The following is a 26,418-nucleotide window of genomic DNA, read 5'->3' as shown; positions in this document are numbered from 1 at the left end:
ATGAAAATTTTACAAAATATACTATTTTTATTAACCCTGAGCTTTGGGATTTCATGCGCATCAGTTCAGGCGCAGGAACTTGTTGGAGAGAGTAATCCTGTCGGGGGCAATGATGCTCCAACCTATACGTATTACTACGAGACCCCTTACACGCTTTTAGGCACACCGAGTTGGAGGGTGGATAATGATGGTCTCAAAGGAATATATATGAAAGGTAAGGATAGTCGTGGATATTGGGTGCAAATAAAGTGGAAAGAGGTTACTACAGGTAGCGTAACTTTTCTGGTTAAAGAAAGGGGAGATATCGCATCTATGAATGTTGCCATTCAAACTTATCCTGCTGCCCCGGCGACGCCTTCGGTATCATCTAATGTATGTGGAATCAAAACGCTTACCCGCAGTAACCCATCAGACCCCTATACCGAATGGTATTGGCAAACGACATCGACGGGAACTTCCACCTCATCCGCGTCAGCGAATGAACATTATTATGTCATGCCGGATGCTACTCCGGGCAGCAAATCAGTTTTCCTGAGAGGCTTAAAAGGCACACTTTGGGGGCCTGCTACACAAATAGATCTCAGTTTGATCCCAGACACATCTCCGGGGGCAATATCTGGTCCCTCAAAAGTTTGTAAAGGAACTTCTGTTATATTGACAGACCAGGCTTCTCCTGCAGGTGGAGATGGGAGCTTTACTTATCAGTGGTATTATTCCACAACAGGAACAGACAATTGGACGGTAGCACCGGGAACCAGCAATGGCACGAGTTATGAGGTGCCCTCTGCGCTCATAGAAACAGAAGCTTATTTTAAGAGAAAGGAGATTTCAGTATGTGGTGAAAAGTGGGCTCGTTTTTTTGAGGATACTTCAAAAGACTATGTAAAAGTAATAGCCGAGTCTTTACCAGCTTCAGGTAGCTTGGCAGGCACACATTCAGTGTGTGGATCAGGGCAGATAGATCTACAGTTTACACCAGATCAGCCACAATTACGGCAATGGTTCAAATCAGACCCGGGAAATTCAGACTGGTATGCTATTACACCTGCCAATGATCATTTGACCGAGCCGGCAGTAGACGGTGCTGCGTACAAGGTAGTGTCGCACAACTCTTGTGGTAGTATAAGTACCAAATCAATATTTGTTACAATTTCTGAACCCTCCGATGCCGGGTTCATCACAGGCCAGCAGGCTACGGTGGTCAACAGCGGAAACGTGAACCTTAAACTTAATAGTTTTAATGGCGATGTTGTGCAATGGCACATGAAAGGTTATGGAGGTGCGTGGCAACCTGTTGCCGGTACAGCAGGCCAGTCAGAAATAACAGTCAATATTGATCGTGAAACCCGTTTTAAGGCCGAGGTGTCTAATGGGGTTTGTGTGGCAGATTACGCAGAAGAGACTGTATTTGTGGATCAGATAGGTTTTGCCGGAACGATCCTGGGGGAAGAGCGTATGGCAGGGTTGGCCCATAACCCGAATCTGATACTTTCGGGCTATTCCGGGACTATTGTAGACTGGGAGTATTCTACCGATGGTATATCGTGGATCTCGATGGGAACATCTCAGGAAAATATTCAGCATACCATTGGTGTGGGCACATACTACTACCGGGTGAAGGTGAATAAACTTGGTGTAATGGGGTATTCAGCCATCAAATCAATAGTCAAATATACCGCCGGAAGCCACCTGATGGACCCTTCGGAAAATTACACACGCGAGGAAACACCTATGATTCCGGTTATTAACCATTTGAACATCGAAAACCTGGATCCGGCCAAAGGAGAAAAACTTGTAGGCACGGTATATAATGATGGTTTTGGCCGACCTCAGACTTCGGTAAGTAAAAATATTACCCCAACATTTCAGGATGTCATAGTGCACCAAACTTATGACAGCGAAGGCAATGTAAGGAGCTACCTGCCCTACGCTGATCAGGGGCAGGATTACTATAGCAATGTTGGTGATGTAACTGCTTACTATGAAAGTAACGGATTTAGTGAGAGTGCATATTACTATAGCACTTCGTCACATGAAGATGCTCCGGGAAGAAGAATTTTGGCCCAAAGTGCACCGGGTAAAGATTGGGCGCTTAATGCACATGCCGTGAAGTACAATTATGCTTTTAACCTGGCAGGCGAAGTGAGGCGTTGGGGTTTTAACGGGATCAGTGATAGTTATTACGATGCGGATCAACTCTATGTGAATATCCTGACAGATGAAAACGGCAACACAGTACGGACATTTACAGATCCTTCAGGAAAAACCATATTAAAGCAGGTAGAAGTAGACGAGATTGTTGAAGGAAGCTATTCCAAATATCTTGAAACTTACTACCTGTATGATGAACTGGACAGGCTGATCTATACTATTCCCCCAAAAGCCGTGAAACTACTGGGTGCCGGGGCAATACTTGATGTAAATAACAGTGCTATAGCCGAGTTAATATACACGTATGCCTATGATAATGAAGGAAAATTAACAGAGAAGAAAGTACCGGGAGCAGCACCGGAATACATTATTTATGATCAGTTTGACAGGGTGATCCTGACCCAGGATGGTAACCAGAGAGCAGCCGGACAGTGGATGTTTGTAAAATATGATGAACTGGACAGACCCGTATACTCAGGAGTGTATACCAACACAGTGGCAACCTCACGTGTTGATATGCAGGCACTGGCAGATAGTGAGGCCCAACAAGAGATTTACTTTGAAAAAGAAGAAATTTCCCAGGCTTTTCATGGATATAGCAACAGAGTTTTTCCGACCTCAGACCTTACATTGCTGGGAGTCAACTATTATGATCATTACGACTTTGGCCGTGACGGTACTGCAGATTATTCAAATGCTGATGTAAATGAAAAGCTTGTAGACCTGAAATTAACCAGAGGCTATGCAACCGGTGGTAAAGTAAGGATATTGGGTACTGAAGAATGGATGAACTCAGTTGTGTTCTATGATAAAAAAGGAAAGGCATCGGAAATAAGGAAGGAAAACCATACAGGAGGGATAGATGTCACCTCCATGATGTACAGCCTATTTACAGAGCGTCTGATGTCAGTTAGTACCGCCCATTACGAAACCAGGGATTTGGCTACAGAAACACCTCTTACTATCAAACAGCGCTATACCTATGACCATGTAGGACGATTGGATTCCCTGTTTCAGAAAAATGGCAATGACCCTGAGCAAATGATCGCACATTACCGGTATAATGAATTAGGGCAACAAGTAGGAAAAGATCTGCATTATCGGAAAGGAGAAGGAAAATACTTACAAACCGTAGATTATGCCTATAACATCAGAGGGTGGCTCAAGTCAATGAATGAGCCGGGTATCATGACCTCGGAAAAGCTCTTTGGTATGGAGTGGATCTACAATGAACAGACAAGTGATCCGGACCAGACACCTTACTACAACGGTAACATTTCTTCCGTGACATGGAAGGATAAGACTGGTAAGTCTTTTGTAAAAGGGTACAATTATACCTATGACAAAACTGATCGCTTAACAAATGCCACTTTTAAAGATGGGCTCGATAAAGGGAACTACGATTTGAATAATATAACCTACGATGCCAATGGTAATATTCAGACATTGACTCGTTTTGCAGAACAAGGTAGTGTAAAAACCAAGGTCGATGAGCTTAATTATAGCTACAGTGCAGGTAGCAGCAACCAGTTGCTAAGCGTATCCGATGCAGCAGCCAACGATACAGGGTTTAAGGATGTGCCTGGTAATGACTACGGTTACGATGCAGTAGGTAACATGACGGCAGATGCCAACAAAGGTATCACCTCCATTACCTATAATGTTTTGAATAAACCCGAGACCATTACCTTTGATAATGGTACGGTTATCAATTATATTTATGCCGCTTCCGGCGAAAAACTCGCCCAGGAAGTCTACAAAAACAGCACCTTGAAGACCCGTACGGACTATATTGGCAACATGCTCTACGAAAACGATACCCTGCGCTTCTTCGGTCATGCCGAAGGCCGTGTGGTGGTCGATGAGTTTGGTTATGACTACCAATACGCCTATACCGATCATTTAGGAAATGTGCGGATGATCTACACCTCCAACCCTGACGTAACCACGTTTACGGCCAACATGGAGGCCGCTCCGAACCAGGCTGATGATGACCTTTTTGAAGGCACCAACAGCACGGCCGATGTACTGGCCACTTCGGGCAGCAGTGTAACACGACTGACCGCAGGACAAATCTCCGGTCCGGCACTGACTTTACCGGTCTACCCCGGTGACACGATTGCCATGCAGGTGCAGGGCTTTTACCGTGGCGGATCGGGTACGTCAACAGTTGACCTGCCTACCCTGATCACGGCAATAGCCGGAAGCTTTGGGGGTGTGAATGGCGGATCAACCTCCGAGCAGGCGGTTTTCGATGCTTTTGACCAGGCGATCAATCCTGCTTTGGGAGGCTTCGGATTACAGCAGGCCGCCTCAGGAGAAATAGCCGCTTACCTGAACTACATCATGTTCGACAAAAACATGCAGGTGGTACAGCACGGCCACTGGCCGATGAGTGATGATGCCCTGGCCAACCCGGAACTGATGACGCTGGAGCCTGCACCTATAGCGCAAAAAGAAGGTTTCATTTATGTGTACCTGACCAACGAGAGTGACAGCGAAGTGTACTTCGATGACTTCGAGGTGACGGTGAAAGAGAGCCTCGTGGTACAGAGCAATGAATACTACCCGTTTGGTCTACAGTTTAACACGAGCTGGACACGGCCAACTGACCTTAAAAACAACTTCTTATACAATGCCGGAAGTGAGCTGAACGAAGAAACTCAACTTTATAGCACGTTTTTCAGGCAGTATGATGCTGCCATTGGAAGGTTTACGGGGATAGATCCCCGGGCTGGCAAATATGCCTCATATACTCCCTACAACTTTGCATTTAGCAACCCGATATCTTTTAACGACCCACGAGGAGATGATGTGTTCAGTGATTGGGACCAGATTTTTGAAATGGTAGAAAAGATACTTGAAAGTGATGGTGTAGGTGGATCATGGGATTCACAAAATGGATGGAGCGTTTTTGCAAATCAGGGTGAAGCTTATGCTGCTGGCTTCGGATATAATGACCAACATCAATCGTGGACTAATACTACTTATGGTAGGGAAGGTAGCGCGCTTATTTTTGCTGGCTCGAATGGCGGGGAAGTGATGTCCAATGGAAATGGCGGTTATAACATTCTTTATAAAACTGGTACTTCCTATACAATCAATAATAGTAAAACCGGAGAAATGGTTGATTTTGGTGGTACGCAAAACATGGATTTGGTAAGCGTTGGTGACACAGGTCAAGGCCAGAATAGTGAACTTGGAGATTGGGTTAGCCGTGGCATGTGGTCTATCAATACAGGCGTAGGGGCTGTGTCAACTTATACTGTAGGTTCTGGTGGATATTATAAATGGAATGAAGTATGGCATAAGTATCAAACTACAACAGCTTGGAGATGGCAAACGAGCCGTTGGAATAATTTTGGAGCAAAAGCAATAAGGGCTAAGCAGGTTCAAACGGTAGCAGGAGCCCGAAATTTGTCTAGCAAATTGACAAAAATAGGGGGCGGTTTAATAGTAGCAGATATTGCTCTTTCAGGAGAGCTAAAACCTTCACACGCTATTAATACAGCTATGTTAGGGGCATCAACTACTGGGGTTGGAGCAATCGTAGCTGGTGTTTGGTTTTTGGCAGATTTTGGAACTATGGGCGTTAATTATCTTATTAATGGTGAAGCCAAAGGAATTGGGGATATGATTGATGAATCGATTGGAACTTATGAAATGTATGAAGGAATCTATTGAATATCCGATATTTAATTTAAGTTATCCTGACTGGGAATTAGATACCCTGGGGGATTTCTTCATATACAATGAAGACTACAGGTCTAGTGATGATTTCTTTAACAAGTATTATTTAAATCAGACATTTGTAGATTGTAGAGGGAATCTGTTTAAGGTGATTGGAAAGTCTTTAATTAAATCTAAGTTCAGGATTTTTAGATCAAGAGTTAATAAAATTCAGTTTGAAGCATTGAACAATAACATTGATTTGGAACAGCTGAAGAAAGAGTTGAAAGAGAAATCTCAACAGATAAAGAATGATGCAGCCCAAACAGAAATTCTTAAACAAATAGAAAATAGCAAAACAATTAAAGAGTTACTTAGAGGGTTTTAGCGGCATCCTATACGACCAATAATAGGAAAGGGCGTCCGTCTAAGCTGGCGCCAGCTTGTAGCTGGTGACTGTAAAAAGCAAGAAATGAAAAGAAGAGCCTGGGTTATTCCAGGGCTTTTTTATTGTGCAAGTTGCTGTTGCCTACCTTTTTGAAGAGGAAAGGATTTCTTTTCATCTGAGAAAAATAAAACTATATTCGCAGGTGCTTAAAAGCACAAAACGTTCTTTGTGATGTACGCTGCAAGTCTTTTGCATTAAAAAGGTTCGTAGACTTATAAGGTGTATTTCTATAATTTGTTAATACATCTTTCTCTACAATGCCGGAATCGAGTTGAATCAAGAGACGGGGAACTATGAGACCTTCCATCGTCAGTATGATGCCGCTATTGGCAGGTTTACGGCCGTGGATATTATGGCTAGCAGCTTTAGCAATCAGACGCCTTACCAATATGCCAACAATGATCCTGTTTACTTCAATGATCCTTTAGGTGATTATGGAAGGGGTGGTTCCATATACGATGAAATGAAGGACAGGATGGGGCATAAAAGCACCAGTCCCGCCAATGATGGGTTTAGCGGATTCTCTCATGGAGAGTCTTTTGCTCAGCAGTTCAATGCGAGAATGGCCTACAGAAACGATGTGCTGGGCTGGGCGCAGGCTGGTTATGCAGATGCACATCAGGAGTATGCGCAGATGTATGGTGCTACAATTGATCCTAGAATTATTGATTATTACACAAATGGTATTGCCACCGAGGAGAATTATATTGATACTGAATACATCTATGATTTAGGTGAGGGTGATCAGAATGGAGGGACGGATCCAAACCGAATTTATGTTTACAGCCCATATCAAATAAATAAAATTAGAAATGCGTCTGATGATGGGATGGCTTTGCATATCGCTATGTATTCAACTCAGAATCGATTTGTTGATGATAAAGGCAATCCTAGCGATTATGCAGAAAGGACATTTAAGAATAAATTTCCCGGATCGGATATAAGATTTCCTTCAAATGGAAGAGCGGGTCTGTGGGTCTCAGGGCAAAAGGATATATTAATCATGGGACTAAATTATGAGACAGGGGAATTTGAGCCTGTATTATTTGTTGATACAGTGGATTCGTGGTGGGATACTGTTTCAGATGCTGATAAGGAACGTATGGCTAATATCGGTATTAATATTGTTAACTTAATTAGGGCAATTAGAGGATACCCTCCATATGATCCTTTTGTTCCTGGCGTTCCTATTGTGACTCCTGAAGGATATCATTAAGTGATGAGCAGGAGAATATCAATTTTCGAATCCTTTTTGGCGGTGTTAGTAATAATACTCCTTAAAGTTGGTGTGGCTTTAGGCTTTGGCCGTTATTATAGTAGTCCACTATCTTTTCTATTTGATATACTTATATACTTATCAGTTTTCCTGTTTCTTAAAAAAAGAAGCAATTTAAAAGTTAATACCAATGAGGTTTCTTGGTTGCCTTATTTAGGTGGTTTAATGCTTGGGATTTCTTTTTATCTTTTCGGAGAGATAATTGAATTTGTTGAAATGGTATTTAATACAGATGAGTATAATTTAATCTCTTATATAAGAGGACAATCCATGATAACTCCAGGTCTAAAAACTTATATAATATCGATTTTAATTGTTAGTCCAATTTTTGAAGAGTTAATATTCAGAGGCTTGATATTTCAGTCTTTTACTGACAGGTTTTCTGTGGTCAAATCTGTTTTGCTGTCCTCATTATTTTTCTGGATAGGGCACCTAGGGAGTGATGATGTTTCAGAGGTTGTTACCATTTTCCTTTTAAGTGTAGGGGCATGTTTGTTATACTTCAAAACGAAAAATATTTACGTGTGTATTTTAATGCATTTTGGGTTTAATTTTTCAAATTATTTATTCAAATATTTTTACTATACGATAGTTAATTAGAACTCGCAGTGAGATCAAATTTTCAAAAATATCATAATGTTATGTCTTGGAGGTTCCCTAAACTACCACTTAAGGAAAGAGTTGTTGTACTAGTGATCGCAATTTTGCTGGCTTTATTCCTCTTATATTTAAAATTTGAATATGGATTGTTGAAAAATTTCCCACCAGGTAGATAATCTACCTGGTCTAAGGTTTAGCATAGCGATCCTTAGACCAATAATGAAGAAGGGCGTCCGCCCGGTGTGGATTTATTGTAGAGAATTGAAACTAGAGAAATATCAAAGCCTGGGAGTTGTTCCCGGGCTTTTTGTTTTAGGAGGAGTAAGCACGTTGAGTTTTGTAGTCTCTTAACAAGGCGTCTAAAACTTTAAAAACATGCCCCCATCTGGTCCAAGGCTATAAAACGATGAAACTGGCGCAAGTGTCTCACTTATGTCTTTCATTGTTTTACGGGAAAGCTTTCGAACTTTAGCTGGTAGTAAGTTTAGTACAGCAATCCTGCAGCCAATAATGAAAAAGGGCGTCCGCCCGGTTTGGTTTTATAGCAGAGGATTCGGAACTAGAGAAATATCAAAGTCTGGGTTATTCCCGGGCTTTTTTATTGTGCAAGTTGCTGTTGCCTACCTTTTTGAAGAGGAAAGGATTTCTTTTCATCTGAGAAAAATAAAACTATATTCGCAGGTGCTTAAAAGCACAAAACGTTCTTTGTGATGTACGCTGCAAGTCTTTTGCATTAAAAAGGTTCGTAGACTTATAAGGTGTATTTCTATAATTTGTCAATACATCTTTCTCTACAATGCCGGAATCGAGTTGAACCAAGAGACGGGAACTATGAGACCTTCTATCGACAGTATGATGCTGCCATTGGCAGGTTTACCGCCGTGGATATTATGGTTAATAAATATCCTTCTGTAACGCCATATAATTATTGTTTTAATGACCCTGTATCGTATAATGATCCAATGGGGGATGATGCTTGGGCTGACATGCAAGCGTGGGCGAATGGTGTAATGGCAGAAAACCGTAGCTTTATAGAGAATGATGGCATAGGGGCTAATAATTACTATGGTTATGGTAATAATTTTGGTGCGGGGTATGGTATGTCATCCGCTAATAGGACATCTGGGTATGCTAGAGGGGCTGATTATTCGATGTCGAGTTTGAATAGTTTTGCCTCAGAGGTTAGCATGAAGAGGTTTTTAAAAGAGCATGTTAAATCGGTTGTTCTAGGTTATGATATGTATTCCGGCACATCATCTGGTGGCGGATCAGTAACTCTAGGAACGGAATTGGTGGTAGGTAAATGGACAAATCATTGGGGAGATTCAGATGTTCAGGAAGAAAAACTGACAGGTAATTTAATTTTGTTTGTGCATGAAAATGCGCCATATGGAAACAATTTAGTTGGTTCTGGCTGGAATGCTAGATCTATATCCAATATGCATCAGGCCAAAAAATATGTTTCAGATTATGCGAAGAAAAAAAGCATAAATAATCTTGTGATTATTGCACATGCAGGGACGCATGGTATTAGGATGGGTTTAACAGAGGGTAGTGATGTCACTGTAAGTGACATGGCAACGGATTCATTCAATGCTCGATTGTTAAAGGATATTACGGATAATGTTTCTTCAGGTGGTAACCTAGTCTTTAATGCGTGTGAAGCAGGGCAAAATACAATTTATATGGCGAATAAATATTTAAATACTGACCGGGGTGGACTTATCAATATTTATATGAATCAGGATAAGTCTTTGTTATATGAGGTTAAGAGTAAAAGTGGGAAAAAATATCCTAAAGTTCCGATTGGAAAGAATCTAACCCTAGAAGAAAAACATAGTCGAGGATGGCTTCATATATCCGGCTCTACGCAAAATAGTTATATGAATATGAGAATAAATAAAAACGGTAGCATTACCCCAATACCATGGTTTTAATGATGAATATAAAAAACAGTTTGCTTATAGTGTTTTTCCTTAGCTTAACAACATGTACTAATGGACAAAAAATGAATACTTGTAACACAAATCTTAGGAATGTATATCAGTTTTTGAAAGGGATTGATTATTCATATAACGTGTCTGATTACAGAGACTTTAAAGGTTTTGACTTTAACAAATTTGAGCCAATTAGCGGGGAAATAAATTACGATGATTACTATAGAGTCGGCTATGATTCCAATGATGAAATAGTGGAGATAAATCATTATGAAAAAGAGTTGATACTCACTAATTTTCGTATGCCGGTATATCAATCTGATAGCTTTATTGTATTTGGCTACGAGGGATTTTGGAGGGATTACGACAGAAAGGACGAAGGACACTTTAATGCTGGTTTCTTTCTTCATATTAAGCAAAATGAAAAAAACTACTTTATTAATACCTTATCCCAATTCTCATATAATCCTGATGGGAAAGCAAATTTTTCTGGAAATTTCCCGATAGGAGAAATGGATGAAATATCGGCTATTCTCTATCTTGATGATAAACTCTACCCTGAAAAGATGATAAGAATATCAAAAGGGCAAATTGTTATGGGGTCTGAATTTCATTATGCTAAAGACTTTGTAGTTCAATACGAAATTTTACATGTTTTTAATATACCAGAATTGAATTTGGATTTACAAGTAAGTTATGAAACTTGTATAGATGACTATCAGAAGCTACTGAATAAAAGAACTTTTGCAGTACGTGTTTATCCTGATGTAAAGAAACAAAATTATGCTTTACCATTTTGGATATGGGCTGGTGCTCATGATTATGTTTCGAAAAGAGATCTTCCTGACTATTGAGTTGTGATCTCTATCTGGTCTAAGGTTGCGATCCTTAGATCTATAATGGGTAGGCGTCCGCATGGTGTGGCCTTTATAGCAGAGTATTTGAAAACTAGAGAAATATCTAAGCCTGGGATTTGATCCCGGGCTTTTTGCTTTTAAGAAGTGTAAGCCTGTTTCGCATTAAAATCTCTGAGTAAAGCATCCTCGAAAAAAAGGGTTGATTTTTTCTTTCGTAAGGAGTGCTTCTTCTTAAATCATAAGTGGTAATAAAAAGAATAAGTCTTGTCTTTGTTCTGATATATTTACTAGATATGTGATAAATAAGTTAGGAAGAAAAATTTACAAGAAAATAATGAGCGAACTTTAATCTGCGGTTAAGTAGTGGTCAATTTGGAACGGGATAGTTTGGTAGATGATTTGTCAAATTGGCACATTTTTATTTTTAAAAAGAAATATCTTAATATTCACTCACAGTTCTTATATATCGGAATATATTTAACTGATTAGTAAATTATATATTGAAGTGTAAAAAATAAGTCGATAAATGTTATTGCTTAAGTTTTAAATGGCCACATACCTCATTTAATATGTCACAAGGATTAACATCGATGGCCAGAGCAATCAGGTAAAGTTCATCAGCTCGTAGTTTTGCCCTTTCCAAAGTTGTTAGCTCGGTTATTCGCGTTTTATTAAGTCCTGTTCTTCTAGCTATCTCAGCCTTATTTACAGACTTTTTATCGAGATACTCTCCTAGTTTGGTCATAACAATTCTGTTTTTAAGGCCATAAATATAAAGAATAAGTTTATTTGATCTTGATATAAGGTGAATTGTTTGCTTTTAATTCTTTCTTGCTTTATTATTGTTCTTAAATAAAGAACTTAAAATCTTAAATAAAGAATTTTATGCTTTGCGTAGCCAATCCAGAACACCTCACCTACAGCTACCCACCTTTGACAATCACCATCCTCGGCGGCATCAAACTCGAAGGCCTTGACCGGATGCGAGCCACCCTGAAAATAAGTGTAGAAGAAAAACCAGCCCTGCGCCATAACCTCGATCTGTACAACAACCTGCAAGTAGAAAAACTCGTGCGGAGAATAGCCGAACGTCTGGAGATCGGCAGCAGCCTCATAGCCGAAGCCCTGAGCGAACTCACCGAAGCGTTGGAAGACTACCGGATGGAAGCCATTGAAAAACAAAACCGAATAGAAGACAAACGCAAATACCTGAGTCCGGAAGAAATCAAAAAAGCCAGACAATACCTGAGTGCCCCCAACCTGATGCAACGCACCCAGGAAGACATTGGCAAAGCCGGAGTTATTGGCGAAGACACCAACCGCCTGTTGATGTACCTCATCTTTACCAGCCGCAAAAGAGACAACCCCCTGCACGTCATCAGCCTGGGCAGCTCCGGCATAGGCAAAACCCACCTACAGGAAAAAGTAAGCGCCCTGATCCCCGAAGAAGATAAACTCGAAATCACCACCCTAAGCGGCAACGCTTTCTACTACTTCGGTCAGCACGAACTCAAAAACAAACTCATCCTGATCGAAGACCTAGACGGTGCCGAAGATGTACTCTACCCCTTAAGAGAGATCCAATCCAAAAAACATATCACCAAAACCATAGTTGTAAAAAACACCAGAGGCGAAACCAAAACCGTGACCCTGAAAGTAGAAGGTCCCGTAAGCGTAGCCGGTTGCACCACCAAAGAAAGCCTCTACGAAGACAACGCCAACCGCTCCTTTTTGATCCACATCGACGAAAGCAAAACCCAGGACCAAAACATTATGAACTACCAAAGAAAACACAGCGCAGGAAAAATAGACCATGCCGAAGAACACCAGATCAGAGAACTCCTGAAAAACACCCAACGCATACTACAACCCGTACAAATCAGGAACCCCTACGCCGAAACCCTGCACATCCCCGAAGAGATACTGAAACCCCGTAGAACCAACGCCCATTATTTAGCCTTTATAGAAGCCGTTACCTTCTACCACCAATACCAGCGCGAGCCCGAAGCAGACAGCCAGACAGGAGAAGTCTATATCAACACCACCCTCGAAGACATCGAAGCTGCCAACCACCTCATGAAAGAAGTACTTTTGAGAAAATCAGACACCCTGAGTGGCGCCTGTCGCAGCTACTTCGAACACCTCAAATACTGGCTCGGGCAAGAGAACAAAACCACCTTCACCAACCGCGAGATCAGAAACCACCTGCGGATCAAAGGCACCACCCTGCGGCGCTACCATAACCAACTCCTCGACAACTTCATGATCACCATAAAATCAGGCAAACAAGCCACCGGTTACACCTACGAAATCACCAACCCCGAAGAATACCAAAACCTGAAAGCCACCATAGACCGCGTACTCGATGAAATACTCACCGTCCAAAAGACAAAGCAAGCCAGTAAACCACCCGTGAGCCACCGCCGCAATGGCTCACCTAAAACCAAGAAAACCAGCTAACTACCTAAAGCGAACCAGCCAAACAGAAAAGATCAACCGAAGCAAAAAAACAAATGAAAAAACTTACCCTTAAAACCACCGCCTACCGCTTCTTAGAACAAAGCTTTGCCGAGTGGCTCGACATCCTCGGCTACGCCCCATCCACCGTACAAGCCTTCCCCATCCACGTAAGAGAATTTTTACACTACCTCGAAACCCACAACCATACCCACATCAACCAGATCGACATTCCCATTATCAAAACCTACTACCGCCACCTGTCCCAAAGAGCCAACCAGCGCTTAGGCGGCGGCCTGTCTAACAACTACCTCAACCAACACCTGAGCGCCATAGAAAAACTCTTAGACTACCTGCGCAAACAAGGCCGCATCCTGCTGCCCCCAACCGGCATACCATTGGAAAGCCCCAACCCGCAACCCATCACCCCACTAACCACCGGACAGATCAAACAACTCTATCAGGCCACCACCACCTACGAAGACCAATATCCCGAACTCGCCTCCCGCGACAGAGCCCTGCTCGCCGTATACTACGACTGTGGCCTTCGAAGAAACGAAGGCGTCAACCTCAACCATACCGACATCCACTTCGATAACCGCCTGCTACACGTACGCCAAGCCAAAGGCGGCAAATCCCGCCTCGTACCCTTCAGCAGAACCACCGGCAAATACCTCGAACACTACCGCTACGATGCCCGCCCCCAACTGCTCAATCCCAACAAAACCCATGAAGAAGCCTTCTTCATCAGCAGGAGAGGAGACAGAGCCAACGGCAACACCCTCAACACCCGCCTGAAATACATGCAAAAACATACCGACTGCCCCATACTGCAACAAAAGCCCCTGCACCTGCACCTGTTGCGGCACAGTATCGCCACCCACCTGCTTTACCAAGGCATGACCATAGAAAAAGTAAGCCAGTTCTTAGGACACCAATCCTTAGAAAGCACCCAAGTCTACACCCACCTTGTCGACCGAAGCTTTAGCGAAGGTTGACTTAAACAGAAAAACAAATGGATAACACCTACACCAATTACCTGAAAAAACAAGGCTACGCCCGCCGTACCATAGCCGCCTACGAGCAAAGCAAAAACCGCTACCAGCAATGGTCAGCAGAGCAGCAGCTAAATCCCGAACAAGCCAGCTACAACGACCTGCTCGACTACCTTGCCCATTTGCGCCGCCACCACGTACGCACCACCACCATGCAAACCTATTTGGCCGCCATCACCCATTACTATGACTCACTGACCACCGCAGGTATCATCGATCAAAACCCCGCCAGATACATCGAACTGAAAACAAGGGACCAGCGCAAACTTTACCCCACCATGAGCAAAGACCAACTCGAAAACCTCTATACCAGCTTCGATGTCAAAGCCCTGCGCAAAACCAAAACCACCTCCCGTCAATCCGCCATCCGCAACAAGATCGCCACCGGCCTGATGGTCTACCAAGGCCTTGACGTCAACACACTGAGCAGCCTGAAAACCGAAAACATAGACGTACTGGGCGGCACCATCCAAGTGCCCGGCAGCCGCAAACACAACCCAAGAACCCTGGCACTACAAGCCCGCCAGATCATAGAACTCGACCGCTACATCAACCAGACCCGGGCAGAACTACAACACCAGTTCAGACAAGAAGAAAGCGACCAGCTATTAATTACCGGCTACACCCACTATTACGATGCCCACCGCAGACTCATGCAACGCCTGAAAAAACAAGAACCCCAACTGCAAAGCGCCCAGCACATCAGATCATCAGTAATCGTTCACTGGCTACGCCAACACAACCTGAGAGAAGTACAATACATGGCAGGCCATAAAAACATCCAAAGCACCGAAGCCTACCAGCAAGACGATACCGAAAGCCTGCAACTCGACATAGACAGATTCCACCCCATGAACGAAACAGAAGACTAAACCATGAACAGCAAAAACCGAAGTCCCTAGAAAAGAAGGATTGAATTAGATAATTTTACTCTTGGAATCACAAAGCGCACAGCAAGTCAAAATTCAAAATATACCCCTGTATGGTTTTGTAGAAGGAAACAACTACAGATGTTTTTGTGAACATCAAGAGGACCTAAGCAGGGGTTCCTTTACTCTTATAAAATCACAAAAATGAAAGAATTACACATTGAAGAGCTTCTGGCTTTAAAGGAGCACATAGAAGACAACTACGCCGGAGACTATGCGGCATTGAACTTAGAACTATCGAGAGCTATTTACCTGCTGCATTACGTTGAAAAAGAAGTAACTGGCATCTATGATGTACAAGATACCTGCTTTGCCCTACAGCGACTAAATGAATGTATCTACCACGCCCATCATAAGCGTTGGCAAAAGCAATTTGAGTAAGTAAATCAGAAGAAAAGCCCCTACAGGAATGTGGGGGCTATAATGAAACTAAAAATAAGGATGAAAATGTTATATTTACAATCACACGATAATCCAATAGCCATGAACACTGTAATCTTACGAAAAGAGCTTCAGGACTACATAAGCCAAGCAGATGAACGTTTTATTCAACTTGTATATGGAATGATGCAGGCAGATAAGTCTAGTGGCCTTTTGCTTAGTGAAGCAGAGCGTGAGGAATTGGATAAGAGAATAGCCCGCCATAAAAAAGGAGAATCCAAATCCTACAGTTGGGATGAAGTAAAGAAGCGCCTTCAGGGATAATGGAATACCATTTTGAGATTAAGGAGGAAGCATCTGATGAGATCAGTGATGCTTTTACATGGTATGAAAGCAAGAAAGAAGGTCTTGGAGCAGAGTTTGTAAGCCTGCTTGAGGGATATTTTAAAAGGATAATAGAAAACCCATTGTTATACCCGATTGGAAGTGGAGAAGAAAGAGTTGCTGTGCTTAAACGTTTTCCTTACAAAATTGTATATGGCATAGAAAAAGAGACGATAATAGTTTATGCAGTCTTTCATACCAGTAGAAACCCCGAAGATTTAGAGCGATAAACCTACCACACAAATCCACCCTCCTGCATGAAGAGTGTTTTTGGTCGGGCATTAAGCCACTCCCAAAAAGCAGCAAGGTAAATCGGTGTTCGTCCGCTGCTCTCTCAGACTGCGTTCCGTAAAAAGCAAATCCACGCGCCTTAAACCGTTACGCCAAAAAAGGCTCCACTATTTAACCACCGCACAAGGCCGATTTGCTTTTTACTCCACTTGCTTCGCTGCGCTGCTCCTCACGGCTGTTCCTATTTTTATTTTTGATTGATTAATGAGCCTCCGGCAGGTAGGCAAAAAATAAAAACCCACAGCCCGTGTTATTGCTCGCCTTCGCTCCTCAGTCAGACACAGCCAAGCCGCTGCGCTCCCTCTTGGCTGGCTTCCTTCGGGCTCGCGGCTACGTTCAGGATGTCTGCCTTCGTACCTCCGGCATCCACCTTCACTTCGCCTAAATGCTCGCAGGGCAGAAGACCTTAGCGGCGCCATGATCAGGGACACCCAGAGGAAAATACGTAGTTGGCTTGCAGCATTTTTTTGAAGACTAAAAGCCTTTAGAGTGACAAGAAACGATAAAATGTTGATTAGGCTTTTACCCTTCAAAAAAACGGGTTTTTATCACGTCCTAATTTAAGTTTAGTTGGCTTTATACCTTGGAGGGATGAAAATAATAATAAACCATTATGGTAAGATCATCGGTACCAGGTACTATGAAAACTTACCCAAAACAATTACATGTCCTCATTGTCACAATGAGCGAAGGTTACAATTTACCCGCTTCAATCAAACAATGTTATGTGATGGTACCGAACCAGGTTTTAGGTATTATCATAAAAGCTGTCTTGTATCATTCGAATTGATAGAAGAGTAGCCGTTTTTGGGGATAATTAAAAAATGCCGCTAAAAGATAAAACACTTTAGGCTGTTGAAAAACCTAGGGGTTTATATAAGGACATGTCATGTGAAGATAGCTTGGGAAAATTGTTAACTTGATTGAATGGAAGAATTAGAAAAAAAAGGACTAGAGAAATTAATGGATAAGGCGTTCGAATTTGTTGATGTAATTATAAAACCACCACTTCAGGAAGTAGGTGGAATATTAACAGATCAGGTAAGATTTTGGAGATATAAAAATCAGATAAATATTTTGCTTAAAGCAAAAGAATACCATGAGAAAAAAGGTATCTCACCAAAGAAAATACCTGTCAAAACATTATTCAATTTATTAGAAGCCAGTTCTTATGAAGAAGATGAAAACCTAAAAACTAAATGGGCGGCACTGCTTGGAAATGCTTCGGACTCAAAAAATAAGTTTGAGTTGCACAGTATTTTTATTGACATACTTAAACAACTCACACCAAAAGAGGCTGATGTATTAGATTTTATGTGGGCAGAAGGTGTTTCTCATAATGGTCGCCGACATAAGCGTAGATACCATTCTAATATTATGCAATATGAAATGTTGGTTAAAGACCGTAAAGGAGAGAATATTAACTTTGATAACTATGATCGAAAAACTGAAAAGATCGTTCTAAACAATCTAATTAGATTGAACTTAGTGGAATATCTTACCCCAAAAATAGAAAATGAAAATGATAGATATTCTTTGGATCGAGGGCCTAATTATGTAATAAAGGAAAAAGAACAAATCCAGTTTACAGAGTTGGGATTTAAGTTTATGGAAGAATGTAATTATGCATAGAATTACTATCTTGAGGGGCTTAAATGAACGGCCTGCAAATCACATATTACCTGAAAGGGGAAGATGGAGTAAAAAACGAGTTTTTTGCAGGGGAGCGGCCTGAAAATTTTGAGAGAGCGCAAAAAAAGTGCGCTAATGACTACCAATACGCCTATACCGATCATTTGGGAAATGTGAGGATGATCTACACGTCAAACCCTGACGTAACCACGTTTATGGCCAACATGGAGGCTGCGCCAAACCAGGCTGACGATGACCTTTTTGAAGGCACCAACAGCACGGCCGATGTACTGGCCACTTCGGGCAGCAGCGTAACACGACTGACCGCAGGGCAGATCTCAGGACCAGCACTGACCTTACCGGTCTACCCCGGCGACACAATCGCCATGCAGGTGCAGGGCTTTTACCGTGGCGGCTCGGGCACTTCGACCGCAGATGTAAGCACACTGATTGCGGCGGTAGCAGGAACCTTTGGGGGAATGAATGGCGGATCAACATCCGAGCAGGCGGTTTTCGATGCTTTTGACCAGGCGATCAATCCTGCTTTGGGAGGCTTCGGATTACAGCAGGCCGCCTCAGGAGAAGTTGCCGCTTACCTGAATTATATCATGTTCGACAAAAACATGCAGGTAGTGCAGCACGGCCATTGGGTAATGGATGACAACGCATTGGCTAACCCGACGCTGATGAAAATGACACCAGCACCAGTAGCTCAAAAAGAAGGGTTCATTTATGTGTATCTGACCAACGAGAGCGATAGTGAAGTATACTTCGATGACTTCGAAGTGACAGTCAAAGAGAGCCTTGTAGTACAGAACACGAACTACTATCCGTTTGGTTTGACAACATCAGATTCCTGGACACGACCAACCGATCTTAAAAATAACTTCTTATTCAATGCGGGAAGTGAGCTGAACGAGGAGACTGGGAATTATGAGACCTTCTATCGCCAGTATGATGCTGCAATCGGCAGGTTTACGGCCGTGGATATTATGGCGGGTGCTTATAGTAGCCAGACGCCTTATCAGTACGCCAACAATGATCCTGTTTACTTCAATGACCCTTTAGGTGATTATGGAAGGGGTGGTTCCATATACGATGAAATGAAGGACAGGATGGGGCATAAAAGCACCGGTCCTGCCAATGATGGGTTTAGCGGGTACTTTTATGGAGAGTCTTTTGCTCAACAGTTCAACACCAGAATGGCCTACAGAAATGAGGTGCTGAGCTGGGCGCAGGCCGGTTATGCACATGCACATCAGGAATATGCACAGATGTATGGTGAAGGTTTCTCCGGTTCGTTGGATGTATTTTCTGCCACTTCAATGAGAACTTACCATTTTGGAGATGGTAGGATGACAGGTTATACAACTTATGCTTACTCCAATCTGGGGGGGCAAGTAAATCATTATCGGTTAGACGGCTCAGATGGTGGTTATGGAAGTGGTTTGTTGGATGGTGTTGTAGGGGGCTTATCTTCTTCATGGGAATTTGTGAAAGGGCTTGCAACGGTTGATGGTTGGATAGGATTAGGGGAAGGGCTTCTGAACCTTGCACATATGGCTTCAAGTAGTCCTGATGCTATGGTTGATAAAGCGATACTTGGTGCTGAGATTGCAGTAGCAGTAAAAAATATTCCTAACATGTCTGCTTATGACTTGGGTTATGCCACTGGCTATGGAGTTGAAAAGGTGGCCGAAGCAGTGTTACTTTCGAAGGGGGCTGGAGTGGCTAAAGGAGCCATGCAGTCTACAAGAGCTGTTAAGGCTGCTGAGAGTATGGGGTCTTTAAAGAATGTAAGTGGAAGTCTTGATGAAGCAGCAGCTTTAGCAAGAAACCAACCGTATGGCCCTAATACAAATGTTTTCAGAAGGTTACCTAGAAATGCTCAAGACGTTCAAGCATTAACTGAGGCTCAAATGGGGATGGGACGTAACTTGAATTTGACGCTGAAAGACCCTAGATATATAGGGTGGGAAAAATGGCATCATAGTGTTGGGCCTAAGGGAGGTAAATCAGTTGTTCATTATTTAAGGAATCCTGAAACAGGTTTTTTAACAGATTTTAAATTTAAGTAATTAATGAAAATACGTTGTATTAGTGATTCTGTCTCACCCGAGAATAGTAGTCCAGCAATAATAAAATGGGCGAATAGCTCTGAGTTGGAGATTACAATTGGAAAGATTTATACTGTCATGGCGATATCAAAGTATTATGATGTTTTATTTTACTATATACTAAGCGATGAATCGGAGGAGTATCCTTTGGCATATCCTTTTAATTTATTTGAAATATGTGATTCTAATCTTTCAAAATATTGGGATACCTCGTTAACCCAACTTAAATCGACGAAGGATATAAATATTGAAAATGGAGATATAATTAGTTTTAATGAATGGAGTACTAAGGGGGATAGGTTTTATGAGAATTTGCTTGAAGAAGTGAATGATGAGGTAAGAATATTCAGACACTATAGAGATAAGATGTTAGTTGAATAGGAGATTCCTATCTAGGCCAAGCGTATAAGCAATGAGACCTTACTGGCTGTAGTTTTTAATCGAGTAGGGCGTCCCCTACCCCATCTGGTCCAAGGCTATAAAACGATGAAACTGGCGCAAGTGTCTCACTTGTGTCTTTCATTGTTTTACGAGAAAGCTTTCGAACTTTAGCTGGTAGTAAGTTTAGTACAGCAATCCTGCAGCCAATAATGAAAAAGGGCGTCCGCCCGGTTTGGTTTTATAGCAGAGGATTCGGAACTAGAGAAATATCAAGGTCTGGGAGTTACCGGGCTTTTTTATTGTACAAATTATTGCTGCGCATCCTTTTGAAAGAGGAAAGAATTTCTTTTCATCTGAGAAAAATAAAACTATATTCGCAGGTGCTTAAAAGCACAAAACGTTCTTTGTGATGTACGCTGCAAGTCTTTTGCATTAAAAAGGTTCGTAGACTTATAAGGTGTATTTCTATAATTTGTCAATACATCTTTCTCTACAATGCCGGAATCGAGTTGAATCAAGAGACGGGGAACTATGAGACCTTCCATCGCCAGTATGATGCCGCTATTGGCAGGTTTACGGCCGTGGATATTATGGCTAGCAGCTTTAGCAATCAGACGCCTTACCAATATGCCAACAATGATCCTGTTTACTTCAATGATCCTTTAGGTGATTATGGAAGGGGTGGTTCCATATACGATGAAATGAAGGACAGAATGGGGCATAAGAGTACCGGTCCTGCCAATGATGGGTTTAGCGGGTACTTTTATGGAGAGTCTTTTGCTGATGGGTTCAATGCGAGGATGGCCTACAGGAATGATGTGCTGGGCTGGGCGCAGGCCGGTTATGCAGATGCACATCAGGAGTATGCGCAGATGTATGGTGCTACAATTGATCCTAGAATTATTGATTATTACACAAATGGTATTGCCACCGAGGAGAATTATATTGATACTGAATACATCTATGATTTAGGTGAGGGTGACCAGAATGGAGGGACGGATCCGAAGGAGCCTATGTACTTTGAAGGTGTTAGAGTGTATGACAGTAAAATGGGTGACCTAGAACATGGGGCAGCTTTTACTTTACCGGGGCGTGGTATTTATGTCAGTTTAGACTACTATAAAGATAATCCTAAAAAGCTGAATGATCTATTGCGCCACGAATATGGGCATGTTTTACAAGCGGAGAGGTATGGGTATGTTTCTTTTTACTTAGTTATTGCCTCTGTTAGTGTAGGGAGTACTCAAGTAGCCCCAAGCCACCAACATACTTGGACAGAAATGGAAGCAAATACACTTTCATATCTACATTTTAATATGCCTGAAGATTGGAATTTTAACAGGTACCCAATTGATCAGGACTATTTGGGTGATGTAATCAAGAATAACCACTTTGATAAATATGGATACTAAGCTGTTAAGAAGGATTAAAGAGTTAAATGTTTTTCTTTTGTTTCTGTTAATTTGTTTCGGGTGTGATCCGGTTGACGATAAGTTAGCAATAGTAAATCAATCTGATGAAGAGCTATTTTTTGTAACAAGTCCGCACTCTGATTTAAGTAAACTTTATCAGGAAGGTTTAGACCAACATGGTGTCGAAGTAAAATATACCAACTACGTTGAAGAAGTTGAGCCGAACGCTACTTACAGGCCTACTCACTTTGGGAGTGGCAATGCATGGGAAAGGTATATTAATCAAGTATGTGAGGGTGGCAAGCTCCGGATCTATACTTTTGATCTGGACACCTTGAAAAAGTATAATTGGAAAGAAGTGATTGAGAATGACCTCTATTTAAAGAAGGTTGAACTAAGTGTAGATGAGCTTGAAAAAATGAACTGGAAAGTAACTCTTCCGTAGATCATTAAATATAATAAAGTGAAAGCCGTTCGAAAGAGCGGCTTTTTTTATGAATTACTTTTTGTCTTTTTTATCTCCCTTATCTCCTTTATCCTTTGAGTTGTCGGAAGTAAAATTAGGATTGGCTTTCATCTCAATCTGGTCTAAGGCTATAAAACGATGAAACTGGCGCAAGTGTCTCACTTGTGTCTTTCATTGTTTTACGGGAAAGCTTTCGAACTTTTGCTGGTAGTAAGTTTAGTACAGCGATCCTGCAGCCAATAATGAAAAAGGACGTCCGCTCGGTGTTGGTTTATTGCAGAGGATTCGGAACTAGAGAAATATCAAAGTCTGGGTTATTCCAGGGCTTTTTTATTGTGCAAGTTGCTGTTGCCTACCTTTTTGAAGAGGAAAGGATTTCTTTTCATCTGAGAAAAATTAAAACTATATTCGCAGGTGCTTAAAAGCACAAAACGTTCTTTGTGATGTACGCTGCAAGTCTTTTGCATTAAAAAGGTTCGTAGACTTATAAGGTGTATTTCTATAATTTGTCAATACATCTTTCTCTACAATGCCGGAATCGAGTTGAATCAAGAGACGAGAAACTATGAGACCTTCCATCGCCAGTATGATGCCGCTATTGGCAGGTTTACGGCAGTGGATATTATGGCTAGCAGCTTTAGCAACCAGACACCTTATCAATATGCCAACAATGATCCTGTTTACTTCAATGATCCTTTAGGTGATTATGGAAGGGGTGGTTCCATATACGATGAAATGAAGGACAGAATGGGGCATAAAAGCACTGGGCCTGCCAATGATGGGTTTAGCGGATTTTCTCATGGGGAGTCTTTTGCTCAGCAGTTCAATGCGAGAATGGCCTACAGAAATGAGGTGTGCTTAGCTGGGCGCAGGCCGGTTATGCACATGCACATCAGGAATATGCGCGGATGTATGGTGCTTCTATTGATCCTAGAATTATTGATTGTTACACAAATGGTGTTGCCGCCGAAGAGAATTATATTGATACCGAATACATCTATGATTTAGGTGATGGTGAATCGAATGGGGGAGATTGGGATTATAGTGCTTTTGCCACTACGGGAGCAACAAGTATGGTTTTAATTGCAGATGATGCGACTGGCTTCGGTGTTGTGGATGATGTATTAATACCGGTTGCCTGGGTAGGTGCCACCGCTTACTTCCTTTATGACAATAAAGAACTTGTGGCTAAGCAAGCAGCGGAAGTTGCTGGGATTATAAAGAAAGCTATGACTGCCAAGAATGGGTTTCAGTATTCTTTGAGAGCTGTTTCCCCTGGTCTATATCCAAATGTACGGGGTGAGCCAGTATGGCTTGAAGCTGGAGAGGTATGGAAATATGGTGAAACAACTAAAGGCTTTGATAGATACACAAAGGCTGAATTAAGTGTTGGAGGTAGTCTTGTAATGGTTCCTGAATTTTTTGGTAATCAAATGGAAATCAAAATAGCAGAAAAGGGTAAAATTTATGGTTATGCAATTGCCAATGGCACTTTGCCTCCTGGAAATAAAATATTTAGATAAAGATGAAGTTTAAAATAACACAGGAGTCTAACCTAGGGACTTCAAAAGTAACTGCTATACATAATTTAGCACTAGGAATTAATGAGTATTTAAGTAATAGGACGTATGGTTCTGATGTGGAAGAATTTCTAATAGGAACTATATGTTTAAAGCCTGAATTTGAACAGTTTTTTAAACCGCGGAAACCCAAATATATAAAAAGAGAAGTTTCTAATAATTTAGGGGTTGAAGTAGTGAGTCAAAATTCGTATGGCTATGATATCAAGTTAGATTATGCAATGTTAGTAGAAGCTAATGAAGAAGTTTTGAGAAGAACTGTGGCAAATGAAATAATGAAGTCATTGACACATCTTGATTCATTACCCAAGAAGATAACAGATTTTGATAAGGAAGCATTTAAGCATGATTTAAAGCAATATTTTGAAGCTCAAGGTTTGTTGTAACTCTTATTGGTAGGTTTTTCGTAGCGACCCTACAATAATAAGGTAGAGATATAGAAGCCTGGGAGTTGATTCCCCCATCTGGTCCAAGCATATAAAACGATGAAACTGGCGCAAGTATCCACTTGTGCCTTTCATTGTTTTACGGGAAAGCTTTCGAACTTTTGCTGGTAGTAAGTTCAGAGCGTCCGCCGGTGTGGTTTTATAGCAGAGGATTTGAAACTAGAGAAATATCAAAGCCTGGGAGTTGTTCCCGGGCTTTTTGTTTTAGGAGGAGTAAGCACGTTGAGTTTTGTAGTCTCTTAACAAGGCGTCTAAAACTTTAAAAACATGCCCCCATCTGGTCCAAGGCTATAAAACGATGAAACTGGCGCAAGTGTCTCACTTGTGTCTTTCATTGTTTTACGAGAAAGCTTTCGAACTTTAGCTGGTAGTAAGTTTAGTACAGCGATCCTGCAGCCAATAATGAAAAAGGACGTCCGCTCGGTGTTGGTTTATTGCAGAGGATTCGGAACTAGAGAAATATCAAAGTCTGGGTTATTCCAGGGCTTTTTTATTGTGCAAGTTGCTGTTGCCTACCTTTTTGAAGAGGAAAGGATTTCTTTTCATCTGAGAAAAATAAAACTATATTCGCAGGTGCTTAAAAGCACAAAACGTTCTTTGTGATGTACGCTGCAAGTCTTTTGCATTAAAAAGGTTCGTAGACTTATAAGGTGTATTTCTATAATTTGCCAATACATCTTTCTCTACAATGCCGGAATCGAGTTGAATCAAGAGACGGGGAACTATGAGACCTTCTATCGCCAGTATGGTGCTGCCATTGGCAGATTTACTTCGGTGGGTATTATGGCGGGTAGGTTTAGTTGTCAGACGCCTTATCAGTGCGGAAATAATAACCCTGTTTATTATAATGATCCTATGGTAGGGGTGGGTCTATCTATGATGAAATGAAGGACAGAATGGGCCATAAAAGCACCGGTCCCGCCAATGATGGGTTTAGCGGGTACTTTTATGGAGAGTCTTTTGCTCAACAGTTCAACACGAGAATGGCCTACAGAAATGAGGTGCTGAGCTGGGCGCAGGCCGGTTATGCACATGCACATCAGGAATGTGCACAGATGTATGGTGAAGGTTTCTCCGGTTCGTTGGATGTATTTTCGGCGACCTCTATGAGAACTTACCATTTTGGCGATGGTTCTTTAACAGGTTATACAACTTATTCCTATTCTGATCAGAGTGGTTATATAAATCATTATAAACTTGGCGGGACAAATAACACCTCATTGGGAGATGCCATTCGAAATTGGGCAGATGGCATTAGGAATTACGTAATAGGTAATACTCAAGGGATAAGAGATAAAACCCAGCAATGGAGTGATGCCCTAACAGAGCATGGAAAGCTAGTTACCAAATTAAGCAGAACTGCCCATGAACATTTAGCCCCTGCCAAAGAAATTATGGAGTTAGGTTTTGCTGGATCTGGTATCGCCTCTGGTATTAGATTGGGAGCAGTTCATGGATCTAAATTATTGGGCAAAACTGTTCAACAGGCAACTACTAGGATGGGGAGAGATGGAAAAGCTGTGACTATCTTATTTGAAGACGGTAGTAAAATAGATATCACAATTGCCCGAGTTGTAGAAAGAGCTGTATTGGGAACTGGAGAATACTTTGAAGTATATGGAGATGGGGCTGATTTCAATGGCAGTAGCAGTAGGATTACTGATATTGAAGCCTTACCTACGCATAAGATTATTATGAAAAATCAAGTAGAAAAGGAAGTAAGAGATGTTTTGAATGATGAATTGATCTATTTGGATAGCAACTTGATATTTGATAGACTCGTCGGTTTTAATGAAGGTTTTTATATAAATCAACCAGAATTTAATTATGTGTTATTGAACGATGAGAATATAGGTATTGAGAGGGTAGTTTGTTTGGATGATGTTGATTTTGAAACAATAAAAGTGTAGTGTGTTGACCAGAATGGAGGGTTAAATGACGGACTCAAT

General features: G+C 41.7%; 23 protein-coding genes. 21 read left to right on the top strand and 2 right to left on the bottom strand.

Features of this window, described 5'->3' with window-relative positions; genetic code table 11:
- The 6 genes from LVD17_RS27270 to LVD17_RS27245 all read left to right on the top strand — a co-directional run bounded on the left by LVD17_RS27270 (window position 1) and on the right by LVD17_RS27245 (window position 10,935).
- Entirely contained in the window at window positions 1-5,835 is a 5,835-nt protein-coding gene (locus tag LVD17_RS27270) for a DUF6443 domain-containing protein (protein WP_233763454.1), read from the top strand.
- Window positions 5,819-6,208 (top strand): hypothetical protein, encoded by a 390-nt coding sequence (locus LVD17_RS27265; RefSeq protein ID WP_233763452.1) that lies wholly within the window; start codon window positions 5,819-5,821, stop codon window positions 6,206-6,208. Before LVD17_RS27270 ends, LVD17_RS27265 begins: the two co-directional genes overlap by 17 nt.
- Window positions 6,209-6,539: 331 nt before the next feature.
- On the top strand, window positions 6,540-7,484 hold the full coding sequence (locus LVD17_RS27260) for an RHS repeat-associated core domain-containing protein (RefSeq protein ID WP_233763450.1): 945 nt from the start codon (window positions 6,540-6,542) through the stop codon (window positions 7,482-7,484).
- Between the two features lie 3 nt (window positions 7,485-7,487).
- Window positions 7,488-8,144, top strand: a complete 657-nt coding sequence (locus LVD17_RS27255) for a CPBP family intramembrane glutamic endopeptidase (RefSeq protein ID WP_233763448.1) — start codon at window positions 7,488-7,490, stop codon at window positions 8,142-8,144.
- 758 nt (window positions 8,145-8,902) lie between these two features.
- A complete protein-coding gene (locus LVD17_RS27250) occupies window positions 8,903-10,081 on the top strand; it encodes an RHS repeat-associated core domain-containing protein (protein ID WP_233763446.1) in 1,179 nt (392 codons plus the stop codon).
- Window positions 10,081-10,935, top strand: coding sequence for a hypothetical protein (locus tag LVD17_RS27245; RefSeq protein ID WP_233763444.1), 855 nt, complete (start codon window positions 10,081-10,083; stop codon window positions 10,933-10,935). The genes LVD17_RS27250 and LVD17_RS27245 overlap by 1 nt, the downstream gene beginning before the upstream one ends.
- Window positions 10,936-11,467: 532 nt before the next feature.
- On the opposite strand, the gene LVD17_RS27240 is transcribed toward LVD17_RS27245, so the two are convergent.
- The gene (locus LVD17_RS27240) at window positions 11,468-11,683 is read right to left on the bottom strand and encodes a helix-turn-helix domain-containing protein (protein ID WP_233763442.1); all 216 of its coding nucleotides are present in this window, start codon (window positions 11,681-11,683) and stop codon (window positions 11,468-11,470) included.
- A 140-nt stretch (window positions 11,684-11,823) separates the two neighbouring features.
- On the opposite strand from LVD17_RS27240, the gene LVD17_RS27235 reads away from it, so the two are divergent.
- The 11 genes from LVD17_RS27235 to LVD17_RS27185 all read left to right on the top strand — a co-directional run bounded on the left by LVD17_RS27235 (window position 11,824) and on the right by LVD17_RS27185 (window position 22,422).
- Window positions 11,824-13,398: an MTBMA_p00010-related P-loop-containing protein gene (locus LVD17_RS27235; RefSeq protein WP_233763440.1), complete on the top strand. Its 1,575-nt coding sequence runs from the start codon at window positions 11,824-11,826 to the stop codon at window positions 13,396-13,398.
- Between the two features lie 53 nt (window positions 13,399-13,451).
- Window positions 13,452-14,393 (top strand): tyrosine-type recombinase/integrase, encoded by a 942-nt coding sequence (locus LVD17_RS27230; RefSeq protein ID WP_233763438.1) that lies wholly within the window; start codon window positions 13,452-13,454, stop codon window positions 14,391-14,393.
- A gap of 17 nt (window positions 14,394-14,410) precedes the next feature.
- The gene (locus LVD17_RS27225; protein ID WP_233763436.1) at window positions 14,411-15,322 is read left to right on the top strand and encodes a tyrosine-type recombinase/integrase; all 912 of its coding nucleotides are present in this window, start codon (window positions 14,411-14,413) and stop codon (window positions 15,320-15,322) included.
- Between the two features lie 201 nt (window positions 15,323-15,523).
- Window positions 15,524-15,760: a hypothetical protein gene (locus LVD17_RS27220; protein WP_233763434.1), complete on the top strand. Its 237-nt coding sequence runs from the start codon at window positions 15,524-15,526 to the stop codon at window positions 15,758-15,760.
- 66 nt (window positions 15,761-15,826) lie between these two features.
- Entirely contained in the window at window positions 15,827-16,084 is a 258-nt protein-coding gene (locus tag LVD17_RS27215) for an addiction module protein (protein WP_233763432.1), read from the top strand.
- On the top strand, window positions 16,084-16,374 hold the full coding sequence (locus tag LVD17_RS27210; RefSeq protein WP_233763430.1) for a type II toxin-antitoxin system RelE/ParE family toxin: 291 nt from the start codon (window positions 16,084-16,086) through the stop codon (window positions 16,372-16,374). The genes LVD17_RS27215 and LVD17_RS27210 overlap by 1 nt, the downstream gene beginning before the upstream one ends.
- Window positions 16,375-17,362: 988 nt before the next feature.
- Window positions 17,363-18,067, top strand: a complete 705-nt coding sequence (locus LVD17_RS27205; RefSeq protein WP_233763427.1) for an Abi-alpha family protein — start codon at window positions 17,363-17,365, stop codon at window positions 18,065-18,067.
- Between the two features lie 23 nt (window positions 18,068-18,090).
- On the top strand, window positions 18,091-20,145 hold the full coding sequence (locus tag LVD17_RS27200; RefSeq protein WP_233763425.1) for an RHS repeat-associated core domain-containing protein: 2,055 nt from the start codon (window positions 18,091-18,093) through the stop codon (window positions 20,143-20,145).
- A gap of 3 nt (window positions 20,146-20,148) precedes the next feature.
- The gene (locus LVD17_RS27195) at window positions 20,149-20,565 is read left to right on the top strand and encodes a hypothetical protein (RefSeq protein WP_233763423.1); all 417 of its coding nucleotides are present in this window, start codon (window positions 20,149-20,151) and stop codon (window positions 20,563-20,565) included.
- A gap of 509 nt (window positions 20,566-21,074) precedes the next feature.
- Window positions 21,075-21,977 carry an RHS repeat-associated core domain-containing protein gene (locus LVD17_RS27190; protein ID WP_233763421.1) on the top strand — a complete coding sequence of 301 codons (903 nt, stop codon included), beginning with the start codon at window positions 21,075-21,077 and terminating at the stop codon, window positions 21,975-21,977.
- Entirely contained in the window at window positions 21,967-22,422 is a 456-nt protein-coding gene (locus LVD17_RS27185; RefSeq protein WP_233763419.1) for a hypothetical protein, read from the top strand. The genes LVD17_RS27190 and LVD17_RS27185 overlap by 11 nt, the downstream gene beginning before the upstream one ends.
- A 54-nt stretch (window positions 22,423-22,476) precedes the next feature.
- Here LVD17_RS27185 and LVD17_RS28545 read toward each other — a convergent pair whose 3' ends face one another.
- Window positions 22,477-22,605 carry a hypothetical protein gene (locus LVD17_RS28545; protein WP_255702543.1) on the bottom strand — a complete coding sequence of 43 codons (129 nt, stop codon included), beginning with the start codon at window positions 22,603-22,605 and terminating at the stop codon, window positions 22,477-22,479.
- A gap of 381 nt (window positions 22,606-22,986) precedes the next feature.
- On the opposite strand from LVD17_RS28545, the gene LVD17_RS27180 reads away from it, so the two are divergent.
- The 4 genes from LVD17_RS27180 (at window position 22,987) to LVD17_RS27165 (ending at window position 26,379) form a co-directional block, all read left to right on the top strand.
- The gene (locus LVD17_RS27180; protein ID WP_233763417.1) at window positions 22,987-23,451 is read left to right on the top strand and encodes an RHS repeat-associated core domain-containing protein; all 465 of its coding nucleotides are present in this window, start codon (window positions 22,987-22,989) and stop codon (window positions 23,449-23,451) included.
- Window positions 23,352-23,966, top strand: coding sequence for a hypothetical protein (locus LVD17_RS27175; RefSeq protein WP_233763415.1), 615 nt, complete (start codon window positions 23,352-23,354; stop codon window positions 23,964-23,966). Before LVD17_RS27180 ends, LVD17_RS27175 begins: the two co-directional genes overlap by 100 nt.
- A 2-nt stretch (window positions 23,967-23,968) precedes the next feature.
- Complete coding sequence (locus LVD17_RS27170; RefSeq protein WP_233763410.1) at window positions 23,969-24,409, top strand: Imm44 family immunity protein; 441 nt, start codon at window positions 23,969-23,971, stop codon at window positions 24,407-24,409.
- 944 nt (window positions 24,410-25,353) lie between these two features.
- Window positions 25,354-26,379 carry a hypothetical protein gene (locus tag LVD17_RS27165; RefSeq protein WP_233763408.1) on the top strand — a complete coding sequence of 342 codons (1,026 nt, stop codon included), beginning with the start codon at window positions 25,354-25,356 and terminating at the stop codon, window positions 26,377-26,379.
- Window positions 26,380-26,418: the final 39 nt, after the last annotated feature.

Source organism: Fulvivirga ulvae, assembly GCF_021389975.1.
GTDB lineage: Bacteria > Bacteroidota > Bacteroidia > Cytophagales > Cyclobacteriaceae > Fulvivirga > Fulvivirga ulvae.
Note: the sequence above shows the minus strand (reverse complement) of the source record. Positions and strands in the feature narration are given on the sequence as shown.

Coding starts and splice junctions, on each gene's coding strand:
- LVD17_RS27195 (WP_233763423.1), top strand. CDS start 20,149: ATGAAAATACGTTGTATTAGTGATTCTGTCTCACCCGAGAATAGTAGT.
- LVD17_RS27255 (WP_233763448.1), top strand. CDS start 7,488: ATGAGCAGGAGAATATCAATTTTCGAATCCTTTTTGGCGGTGTTAGTA.
- LVD17_RS27215 (WP_233763432.1), top strand. CDS start 15,827: ATGTTATATTTACAATCACACGATAATCCAATAGCCATGAACACTGTA.
- LVD17_RS27245 (WP_233763444.1), top strand. CDS start 10,081: ATGATGAATATAAAAAACAGTTTGCTTATAGTGTTTTTCCTTAGCTTA.
- LVD17_RS27235 (WP_233763440.1), top strand. CDS start 11,824: ATGCTTTGCGTAGCCAATCCAGAACACCTCACCTACAGCTACCCACCT.
- LVD17_RS27165 (WP_233763408.1), top strand. CDS start 25,354: ATGAAGGACAGAATGGGCCATAAAAGCACCGGTCCCGCCAATGATGGG.
- LVD17_RS27220 (WP_233763434.1), top strand. CDS start 15,524: ATGAAAGAATTACACATTGAAGAGCTTCTGGCTTTAAAGGAGCACATA.
- LVD17_RS27240 (WP_233763442.1), bottom strand. CDS start 11,683: ATGACCAAACTAGGAGAGTATCTCGATAAAAAGTCTGTAAATAAGGCT.
- LVD17_RS27175 (WP_233763415.1), top strand. CDS start 23,352: ATGTATGGTGCTTCTATTGATCCTAGAATTATTGATTGTTACACAAAT.
- LVD17_RS27200 (WP_233763425.1), top strand. CDS start 18,091: ATGAACGGCCTGCAAATCACATATTACCTGAAAGGGGAAGATGGAGTA.
- LVD17_RS27225 (WP_233763436.1), top strand. CDS start 14,411: ATGGATAACACCTACACCAATTACCTGAAAAAACAAGGCTACGCCCGC.
- LVD17_RS27170 (WP_233763410.1), top strand. CDS start 23,969: ATGAAGTTTAAAATAACACAGGAGTCTAACCTAGGGACTTCAAAAGTA.
- LVD17_RS27270 (WP_233763454.1), top strand. CDS start 1: ATGAAAATTTTACAAAATATACTATTTTTATTAACCCTGAGCTTTGGG.
- LVD17_RS27230 (WP_233763438.1), top strand. CDS start 13,452: ATGAAAAAACTTACCCTTAAAACCACCGCCTACCGCTTCTTAGAACAA.
- LVD17_RS27265 (WP_233763452.1), top strand. CDS start 5,819: ATGAAGGAATCTATTGAATATCCGATATTTAATTTAAGTTATCCTGAC.
- LVD17_RS27185 (WP_233763419.1), top strand. CDS start 21,967: ATGGATACTAAGCTGTTAAGAAGGATTAAAGAGTTAAATGTTTTTCTT.
- LVD17_RS27210 (WP_233763430.1), top strand. CDS start 16,084: ATGGAATACCATTTTGAGATTAAGGAGGAAGCATCTGATGAGATCAGT.
- LVD17_RS27205 (WP_233763427.1), top strand. CDS start 17,363: ATGGAAGAATTAGAAAAAAAAGGACTAGAGAAATTAATGGATAAGGCG.